The following is a 9514-nucleotide window of genomic DNA, read 5'->3' on the forward strand; positions in this document are numbered from 1 at the left end:
GATGTCCCCAACCTGTAGCGGATGACATTGCTGGCATTGTCATCCGCTACAGGTTGGGGACATCCAACCGCTCGCTGGCGCCCGGCGAAAGATTCGGCTTTTCCAGCCGGCTCGATGTCCCTAGAAACGGCGTGAAGGCCGTATCGGTCACCTTCGCCGGGTAGGTGCATCGATATTCAGGTGATGCCGGCCTGCAATTAGTGGTTTCCTGCGCTTAGGTGCTCACGTGCTTGAGTACGCTCTGCACCGGTTCTCGGAACCCGCTATTTTGGGTTCGGCCTGACCTGAATATTGATGAACCTAGCCCTTCCGGCGTTGCAGGCGATTCTGAAGGAAAAAGCTATGCCAGTTGTACGCGGCAAGGACATCGAGGTCCTGTTTTCGGCGTCGGCGATCGCCCGGCGCAATCTCGAGCTCGCCAAGGAAATCGCCGGGCGCGACTATCACGACCTGCTTGTGATATCGATCCTGAAAGGCTCGTTCGTCTTTGCCGCCGATCTTATCCGCGCCATGCACGACGTCGGCCTGTCGCCCGAGGTCGAATTCATCTTCATCTCCAGCTACGGCGCCGGCACCACAAGCGGCGAGGTCAAGGTGCTGCGCGACATCGACAACGAGGTCGCCGGCCGCGACGTTCTTTTGATCGACGACATCCTCGAATCCGGCAAGACGCTTTCCTTCACCCGCGACCTGATGCTGTCGCGCGGCGCCAGGAGCTGCGCCATCGCGGTGCTGCTCGACAAGCGCATGCGCCGCCAGACCACGCTCAACGCCGATTATGTCGGCTTCGACTGCCCCGATTATTTCGTCGTCGGCTACGGCATGGACGTCGCGCATGCTTTCCGGGAATTGCCGTTTGTCGGGGTCGTGAAAGGCGACAAGTAAGGTCGCGCCGAAAGAGGCCGCATAGACGTTTCAAATTTTCAGAAAACGTCAACGTTTCGGCGGCATCTATCTCGGCATGGCAAAGCTTTTGATCGTCGAGGACGATGAATCCGTCCGCACCCTCGCTGCCCGCGCGCTGGAGCGTGATGGGCACAGTGTCACCATCGCCGCCGATGGCGCGAAGGGGCTCACCCTGATCCGCCAGCAGCGCGGCAGCTACGATCTCGTGGTATCCGATATCCGCATGCCGGAGATGGACGGCATCGAGATGGCGACCGCGGCGGCAAAACAGTTTCCGGCCATGAAGATCATGCTGATGACCGGCTATGCCGACCAGCGCGAGCGCGCCGAGGAATTGAACGGCATCATCCTCGACGTCGTGCAGAAGCCGTTCACGCTTGCCGAAATACGCGCCCGCGTCGGACGGGCATTAAGCTGCTTCGCTTGATCGTTTAGACGGCATCGCCGGTCGCTGCGATTGCAGGTGCTGCGCCGCGTCGGCGCTCACCGTTCAGTGCAACCAGACCGGCGCCGATGATCAGCGCCGCGCCCAGCACCGTCGTTGACCGCGGGACCTCGGCGAAGAACAGGAAGCCCCACAGCGGCGACCAGAGGATGCCCGTGTATTCGAAGGTTGCGACCCGGTTGGCGGGCGCCATCCGGTAGGCCTGCGACAGCAAGATCATGCCGGCGGAGGCAACGAAGCCGCAGGCCGCCATCTTCAGGAAGTCCGGCAGCGCCGGCCAGACCCAGGGCCGCACCAGGAAGTCGAGGCTCGGGTGGCCCGCATGGGTGATGCCGGCAAGATGAAACACCGCGGCGACCGCCACAGCGCCGGTGAGATAGGCGCCGTTCTGGTAGAAGGCCATCACCGTCGAGGATTCGGTCTCGCCGATCCGGCGCGCCATCAGCTGCGAGAACCCGTAGAGGAATGCCGAGCCGAGCGACAGCAGTGCCGCCCAGTCGAACAATCCGGCGCCCGGACGCAACATCACGACCACGCCCACGAGGCCGATCAGCACCGTCGTCAGCGTCCGCCCGGAGACGTGCTCGCCGAGATAAGGCCCGACCAGCAACATGATAAAGAGCGGCGCCATGAAATAGAGCGCTATCGCGTCGGCCAGCGAGAGGGCGGCAATCGCCAGATAGTAGACGGTGTAGGAGCTGAATTGGATGAAGCCGCGCAGCGTCAGCATGCCCGCTCGTTTCGACAGCAAGGCTGTCAGGCCGACATCGGCCTGGACGATAACGACCAGGATCGGCAGCGCCACCAGGGCGCGGATCGCCATCACTTCCGTCACCGGATAGCTGCCCGATACCGCCTTCACCAGCGGGTCCTGCAACGAAAAGACGAGAACGCCGAGGCAGAGGCTCAAAATGCCAAGCACCATCCGGTTCTGCATGTTCGTTCCAGTGAAAAAGAGCCCGCCACCGTTTCGGGCAGCGGGCACGAGTGAGGACTCTTCGAATTGGTCCGCGGCCGAATCTCACGGCCGCATATCCAATGGGTAGAGCAACTATCCTGCGGCGTTTGACATGTTGCAAACGAATTGGAATGATACCAGCAATCAAAATTTCTTATGGCGGCATCGATGAAGCCCACCCTCGACAGCGACCTCCTGCGCACCTTCGTGGCGGTGGCCGAGACCGGCAATTTCACCAAGGCGGCGGAAAAGGCCGGACGCACCCAGTCGGCGGTGTCCATGCAGATGAAAAAGCTGGAAGACATGGTGGGCGACAGCCTGTTCGAGCGCGGCTCTCGCGGGGTGGCGCTGACACGCCGCGGCGGCGAGCTCATCACCAAGGCCCGCCGCATCGTCTCGCTGCTCGACGAGACGGCGGCATCGCTGGTGGCGCCGCCGCTCGGCGGGCTGGTGCGCATCGGCATTCCTGCCGAATACGGGCGGTCAATCTTGTCGCGGGCACTTGGCGAATTCGCCAAACGCCACCCGCGCGTGGAGGTCACGGTGCGTTACGCGCATTCCGACTCGCAGGTGAGGGCGCTTGCGGCCGGCGAACTCGACCTTGCGGTGGTGTTCGAGTGGGAAGGTTTTTCCGGCGGCGATGTGCTGATGCACGATCCCACGGTATGGGTGACGTCAACGCTGCATCACATGCATGAGGAACGGCCGGTGCCGATCGCGCTTTACAGCCGCAATGGCTGGTGTCGGGACTTCGCGATCAAGTCGCTGCAGCAGCGCGGCCTCGACTACCGCGTCGCCTACACCAGCGACACCAATGGCGGCCTGACGCTGGCGGTCACTTCTGGCCTGGCGATCGCACCGATCTCGCGCAGCAACATCCCGCCCGATTGCCGCGAACTGACCGCCGCCGACGGCTTCGGCGACATCGATTCCTCGAATGTGGTGCTTCACCGCAATCCGCTGGCGACGGGCGAAGCGATCGACGGGATGGAAAACGCGATCCGCGAGGCTTTCATGCTGACCAGGCAGGCACAGGCAACAGCCAGTCTTTGACGTACGAAACGGTCCGCTCAATCCGGCGGTCCGCTCTCCATCTGCTTGAGCCATCGCATGGCATCCTCAAGGCGATCGTCGCCCCAGAACAATTCGCCGTCGAAGACGAAGCTCGGCGAGCCGAAGATGCCGAGCGCCTTGGCCTGCTCCGTCGCGGCCGCGAGCTCGGCCTTGGCGTCATCGCTGTCGGCCCGCCGAAGAACCGGCTCTGCTTTCTGTCCGGCTTTCTCGATGCTAGCCGAAATGTTTGGCTCGCTACCAGCCGGCTCACCCATTTCAAACCAGCGCCGGTACGTTTCCCGGGCATAGGCTTCGCACCAGCCCTCGCGCGCCGCGATGAGAGCCACGCGATTGGCGCGTTCGAGCTCGGCCAGCGGGTAGGGGGCCGGCAGTTTCGGCACCATCCTGTACATCGCCGCTCGGCGCTCGATGTCGCGCCACATATAAGCGGCCTTCGCCGGCTTCTTGGCAAAGGGAATGTTGTCCATCTCGATCATGATGGCGCGCACATTGAAGGGTCGCCAGTGGAACTCGATGCCGGTCTCAGCCGCAACCTCGGCGAGACGCATCACCGAAAGATAGGTGTAGGTGCTGCCGATGGAGAACCAGAAGTCGATCATCGCCAGTCTCCCTTGACGATGACGATACCGGCAGGCAGCGCGGCCTGCAATGCGTGTGGCGAGAGCGACCTGCGGCTGCCCGCTACCTCAGTCTCTTTCGAAAAAGGTCAGGCGATTGCCGAACGGATCGATCACCGTGACCTCCTTCGTCTGCCAAGGCGTCGTCTCGAGGCTCGGCCTGTTGAAGCGGTAGTTCTTGGCCTTGAACTCGCGATGCAGGTCAGCGATGCCGGTCGCTTCGATGCGTATATTGGCACCGGGCGAGCCGTCGCCATGATGCTCGCTCAGATGCAGCTCGCAGCTGTCCCGGGCGATGCCCATATAGAGCGGCGCGTTGTCGTCAAAGCGATGCTCGAAGCGGACCTCGAAACCGAGGAAGTCGAGATAGAACCCTCGCGCCTTGACGATATCGAACATGCGCAGGATCGGCGTGACGGTTCTAAGCTTCGACATGTCGGCGGTGACCGGTGTGGGCGCTATTTCAGTTCGAGCAGGCGTTCGAGGTAGCTGCGCTCGATGTCCGGGCTGAGCGCGTTGCCGAGGCGCTTGCGGATGGCTTCGAGGATCTGGCGGGCGCGCTGCACGTCGATCTCGTCGGGCACCTTGACGGAGTTGCCGTCGTCGGGGCCCTTCGTGGCGCGCGGCCGGCCAAGCGGGTCGCGGTCGGCGTCCTGCTGACGTCCGCCCTGTTCGCTGCCGCCCTGGTCGCCCTGCATGGCCTGCATCTGCTTCATCATCTCCTTGGCGCCGCGGCGCAGCGCCTCCAGCGCGCGGCCCTGGTGGCCGACCGCCTGGTCGCCTTCGCCTTCGCCCAGCGCCTGCTCGGCATCGCCCATGGATTTGCCGGCCTCGCCGAAGCCCTCATTGGGCTGCATGCCCATGCCTTCGAGGCCCTTCTTCAGCTTGTCGAGCTCGCTCTGCAACTGGCCCTGACCTTCCTGCAGCTGCTTCAGCGCATCCGCGAATTCCTGCGGCGTCATTTGCTTCGGCCGGCCGAGCGGGTCGCGGTCATCACCGGGCTTCTGCCCATCCTGCGACTGCTCGCCATCCTCGCCTAGCTGCTCGTCGCGATTTGCACCGCGCTGCCGATCGCCGCGCTGCATCTGGTCGAGGCGGAAGGTATCGTTCATCATCTCCTGCTGGCGCCGCATGATCTCGCCCAGCTTGTCCATCTGCTGGCGCATCTCGCTGTCCTGCTCGCCGGCCTGCTGCTGGCGCCCGGCCTGCAGGTTGTTCATCATGTCCTGCAGTTCCGACAACAACTGCTGGGCCCGGTCCCGGTCGCCGGATTTGGCGAGATTCTCGATTTCGTCCATCATCCGGTTGATGTCGCTCTGGCGCAGTTCCCGACCGTTCTGCTGCATCTGCGGCGCGTTCGGGTTCTGCTGGGCGCGCTGGGCGAATTCCTGCAGGAACTGGTTCATCGCCTCGCGAAGTTCCTTCATCGCCTTTTCGAGCTCTTCGTCGCTGGCGCCGTTCTTGATGGCGTCCTGTAGCGCCTGCTGCGCCTGGCGCAGCCGACGCTCGGCGGCCGACAGATTGCCTTCCTCGATGCCGAGCGCGATCTCCCACAGATAAGCCACCTCGTTGCGCAGCTGGTCGTCGTTCTCGGCAAGCTTCAGCCGGCTCCTGGCGCTCATGATCGCGAGGTAATGCGACATGTTGTCGAAAGTATCCTCCGGGCGCAGGGTGATCGCGTCCATCAGGTCGAGCACGCGCGGCTTGGCGTTGGCGTCGAGCGCCAACAGGCGGCGCTGCTCGATCACAGCGCGGGCCAGCGGATTGGAGAAGGGCCGCTCCGGCATCACCAGCGTCCTGGTCTCGCTGGTGGCGGTATGGCCGGCATCGTCGGTGCCGGTCAGCGTCAGCTTGATGGTGCTGCCGGCCCAGACATGCTCGGTCAGATCCTTGGTCGTCTTGGCGGCGTTCGCCTTGCCGCCGCGGCGCGGCAGCGTCAGCGGCATGTCGGGCGGGCCATAGAGCGGATGTGCACTGGCCGGCAGCGGCTCAGACAGCTCGAAGACGGCCTTGGCGGAGGCCGCGCCATAGTCGTCGTCGATCTGGTAGTTGAGCTCGACGGCGCCATTGACGGCACGCTTGGGCTCGCCGACGAAACGGATCGTCGGCGGTTTGTCCGGGATGATGGCGAAGGCCCAGTGGCCGAGATCGTCCTCGCCGGACTTGAGCCGCAGCGTGCCGTTGGTGTTCAGCCTGCCGGAGAACTGGCGCACTTTGAGCCCGGCTGGGGACCCCGGCTGTGCCGCGGCTGGCGTGGCGCCCTTCGGCGCAACCGGTTCGATGGCGCGATCATTGCCGTTCGCGTCGGCATAGCTCAGCGTTTCTTCGCCGGTTCCGCCAGTGACGCGCAGCGAGACGTCGCTGCCCTCAGGGACGCTGAAGACCTGCGCGGCCTGGTTGACGTCGGCGGTCAAGAACAGCGGCGGCTTGCCGGTATAGGAAGGCGGCGTCACCCAGGCATCGATGCGGGGCGGCACGCTATCGCGCGCGGCGCTGGCGACGAAGCCGTCGCTGATCCTGCCGCCGAAAGGTCCGAACGAGAAGGCAAAAGCGGTGACGAACAGCAGCCCCACCACAGCCCGCAGGCCCCAGCGGTCGTAATCCGGCACGCTTGTGCGCGGCCTGTCGCCGCCCAGGTCGGAGAGCCGCTCGGCCATGCGCTTCTGGTGCTCGCGCCACAGCGCCTGCGAGAAGAGGCTCTCCGCGCCGCTCGGCCGGTCGGTCTGCACCTGCACGGGGCTGTGCAGCAGCTCGTTCGCTGCCTCGATGCGCCGGTCGACCTCGGCGGCGGACGGAATGCGGAAGAAGCGCAGCGCAAAGAGCGCGGCGAGCGCCGAGATGGAGAAGAGGATCAGGAGGCCGATCCGCGCCAGATCCGGCAGGCGCTGGAACAAGCCCAGCCACGAGACACTGAGGAACAGGCCGGCGACCACCGCCAGCGGCAACAGCAACGGCCAGCCGCGCTCGAAGATCATCGAGGCCCGCGTCGCCAGCCGGCTCAAGGCAAGGCGCCCGGCCAGACCGCGTTCGCCGCTGGAAATGGGTCGTTCCGTCATCGGCCCTTCCTGCCCGGGCAGGATCGCCCGGACCTCATGAGCAGAGGATAACACCAAACACGGCGAAGGCGAGGCGGGTTCCAAAATCTGTGACGGGTTCGCCGCCTTTACGATCAGAAATTCGCGGGATTCGTGTTGGATCCGCAGACCAGGACAGCCACGCGCTCGCCGGGAGCCGGCACGTAGCGGCCGGAAAGCATCGCGGCAAAGGCAGCGGCTCCGCCCGGCTCGGCGATGATTCGCGCCCGGTCCCAGAGCGCTTTCTGCGCCGCCACGATGTCGTCGTCGCTGACCAGGATCGAGCGCTCGACGAAAGCTTTCGCGATCGGGAACATCATTTCGCCGACGCGCTTCGGCGCCAGCGAATCGGCGGCGATGCCCTCCGCCGGTGCATCGACCGGCTTGCCGGCTTCGAAGGCGCGGTGAAGCGTCGGCGCGCCCTCGGGCTCGATGGCGATGATGCGGATGCGGCCAGCGAACCAGGCGGCGATGCCGCCGATCAGGCCGCCGCCGCCGACCGCGACAAGCAGTGTGTCGATCTCCGGCAGATCGGCTTCGATCTCGAGCCCGAGAGTGCCTTGGCCGATGAGCGTCTCTTCCTGGTTGAACGCGTGGATCTGCAGGGCGCCGGTTCGTTCGGCAAAATCCTCGCTGGCGGCCAGCGCCTCGGCATAGCGCGCACCGCCGACCACCAACTCGGCGCCGTAGCCGCGGATGCGCTCGAGCTTTGCCGGCGGGCTGACCTCGGGCACGAAGATGGTGGCCCTGTGCCCGAGCTTCATGGCGGCATAGGCGACGGCGGCGCCATGATTGCCGCCGGAGGCGGCGACCACACCCGCTGCGGGCACCTGCCGCTCGAGCAGGTTGGTGAAGGCGCCGCGCGCCTTAAACGAGCCGGAATGCTGCAGACATTCGAGCTTCAGATCGACCGGAAAGGCCGGCCGGCCGAAGTCAGCCATGTCGACGCGCAGCACCGGCGTGTGGCGGACGAAAGGGCGGATGTGCGGTTCCACCGCGGCGATGCGTCCGCGCGTGATAGCTCCAGTCTCCAGCATGGCTTGCTCCTTTGAGCGCGGGACCCTCGTGCTTCTATTTCAGCCACTCGGGCAATGAATCCAGCCCGATCAACTCCTCATGGGTCGGGCGCGGCCGCACGACGTGAAAACGGTCGCCGTCGACCAGCACTTCCGGCACCAGCAGCCTTGTGTTGTAGGTGCCGGCCTGCACGGCGCCGTAAGCTCCAGCGGTGGCGACGGCGATGAGGTCGCCAGGATTCAGCCTGGGGAGGTCGCGGTCGAGGCCGAGGAAATCGCCTGTCTCGCAGACCGGCCCGACGATATCGACCGTCATGCGCGGCGTGGCGGCCGGCGGCTGCACCACCGGCTTGATATCATGGAAGGCGTCGTAGAGCGTCGGCCGGATCAGGTCGTTCATGGCGGCGTCGACGACGAGGAAGTTCTTGGCGTCGCCTTCCTTCACATAGATCACTTCCGAGACCAGGATGCCGGCATTGCCGACGATCAGCCGGCCAGGCTCGAACATCACCTTCAGGCCGAGCCGGGTGACATGCTTCCTGACGATCTCGGCATAGGCGTCGGGCAAGGGCGGCGGGCTGTTGTCGACGCGGTACGGAATGCCGAGGCCGCCGCCGAGATCGACATGCTCGATTGAATGCCCGTCGGCGCGCAGCACGCCGACCAGTTCCACCAGCAGCGCGAAAGCGTCGTCGAAAGGCTGCAGCTCGGTGATCTGGCTGCCGATATGGGTGTCGATGCCGGTGACCTTGATGCCCGGCAGCTCCGCCGCGCGGGCATAGACCTGGCGCGCCCGCTGCCACGGGATGCCGAACTTGTTCTCGGCCTTGCCGGTGGAGATCTTCTTGTGGGTCCTGGCGTCGACGTCCGGGTTGATGCGCAGCGAGACGGGTGCCACCTTGCCGAGCGCTGTGGCGCGCGCCGACAGCAGTTCGAGTTCGGGTTCGGACTCGACGTTGAAGCAGAGGATGCCGGCATTGAGGGCGAAGTCCATTTCCCGCGCGGTCTTGCCGACGCCGGAAAACAGGATCTTGCTCGCGGGGATGCCGGCGGCCAAGGCGCGCCGCAGTTCACCTTCCGACACCACGTCGGCGCCGGCGCCTTGTCTTGCCAAGGTCTTCAGCACGGCCTGGTTGGAATTCGCCTTCATGGCGTAGCAGACCAGCGCGTCGAGACCGGCAAAAGCTTCCTTGAAGACGCGGAAATGCCTGGTCAGGGTCGCGGTCGAATAGCAGTAAAACGGCGTGCCGACGCTGGCGGCGATATCGGGGATTGCCACATCCTCGGCGTAGAGAACGCCGTCGCGGTAGTCGAAATGGTTCACGGGGAGAGGTCCGAAAATTGGAGCGCGATGAGATCGGATGATCTCCTCGGCTCTAGAGCAAGGGGTCGAGAATGAACTTCTTGTCCTTGACCGGTTTCTC

The 9514-nt window shown here is 64.8% G+C and carries 9 protein-coding genes; 3 read left to right on the forward strand and 6 right to left on the reverse strand.

The window, feature by feature from the left end:
- Positions 1-342: 342 nt before the first annotated feature.
- Together hpt and EOA75_RS22420 are read left to right on the forward strand one after the other, a co-directional pair.
- Complete coding sequence (hpt, locus tag EOA75_RS22415; RefSeq protein WP_067319657.1) at positions 343-885, forward strand: hypoxanthine phosphoribosyltransferase; 543 nt, start codon at positions 343-345, stop codon at positions 883-885.
- 76 nt (positions 886-961) lie between these two features.
- Positions 962-1333 (forward strand): response regulator, encoded by a 372-nt coding sequence (locus tag EOA75_RS22420; RefSeq protein WP_095799901.1) that lies wholly within the window; start codon positions 962-964, stop codon positions 1331-1333.
- 4 nt (positions 1334-1337) lie between these two features.
- On the opposite strand, the gene EOA75_RS22425 is transcribed toward EOA75_RS22420, so the two are convergent.
- Positions 1338-2288, reverse strand: coding sequence for a DMT family transporter (locus EOA75_RS22425; RefSeq protein ID WP_127325184.1), 951 nt, complete (start codon positions 2286-2288; stop codon positions 1338-1340).
- Between the two features lie 189 nt (positions 2289-2477).
- On the opposite strand from EOA75_RS22425, the gene EOA75_RS22430 reads away from it, so the two are divergent.
- Positions 2478-3362 (forward strand): LysR substrate-binding domain-containing protein, encoded by an 885-nt coding sequence (locus tag EOA75_RS22430; protein WP_127325185.1) that lies wholly within the window; start codon positions 2478-2480, stop codon positions 3360-3362.
- Positions 3363-3379: 17 nt separating this feature from the next.
- Here EOA75_RS22430 and EOA75_RS22435 read toward each other — a convergent pair whose 3' ends face one another.
- The 5 genes from EOA75_RS22435 to lysA all read right to left on the reverse strand — a co-directional run bounded on the left by EOA75_RS22435 (position 3380) and on the right by lysA (position 9414).
- On the reverse strand, positions 3380-3982 hold the full coding sequence (locus EOA75_RS22435) for a 2-hydroxychromene-2-carboxylate isomerase (RefSeq protein ID WP_127325186.1): 603 nt from the start codon (positions 3980-3982) through the stop codon (positions 3380-3382).
- Positions 3983-4069: 87 nt separating this feature from the next.
- The gene (locus EOA75_RS22440; RefSeq protein WP_127325187.1) at positions 4070-4435 is read right to left on the reverse strand and encodes a glyoxalase superfamily protein; all 366 of its coding nucleotides are present in this window, start codon (positions 4433-4435) and stop codon (positions 4070-4072) included.
- Between the two features lie 23 nt (positions 4436-4458).
- Positions 4459-7056 (reverse strand): TIGR02302 family protein, encoded by a 2598-nt coding sequence (locus EOA75_RS22445; protein WP_127325188.1) that lies wholly within the window; start codon positions 7054-7056, stop codon positions 4459-4461.
- A gap of 113 nt (positions 7057-7169) precedes the next feature.
- Positions 7170-8111: a threonine/serine dehydratase gene (locus EOA75_RS22450; RefSeq protein ID WP_127325189.1), complete on the reverse strand. Its 942-nt coding sequence runs from the start codon at positions 8109-8111 to the stop codon at positions 7170-7172.
- Positions 8112-8145: 34 nt separating this feature from the next.
- The gene (gene lysA / locus EOA75_RS22455; protein WP_095823973.1) at positions 8146-9414 is read right to left on the reverse strand and encodes a diaminopimelate decarboxylase; all 1269 of its coding nucleotides are present in this window, start codon (positions 9412-9414) and stop codon (positions 8146-8148) included.
- Between the last annotated feature and the right edge of the window lie 100 nt (positions 9415-9514).

Source organism: Mesorhizobium sp. M1A.F.Ca.IN.022.07.1.1 (assembly GCF_003997575.1).
Lineage (GTDB): Bacteria > Pseudomonadota > Alphaproteobacteria > Rhizobiales > Rhizobiaceae > Mesorhizobium.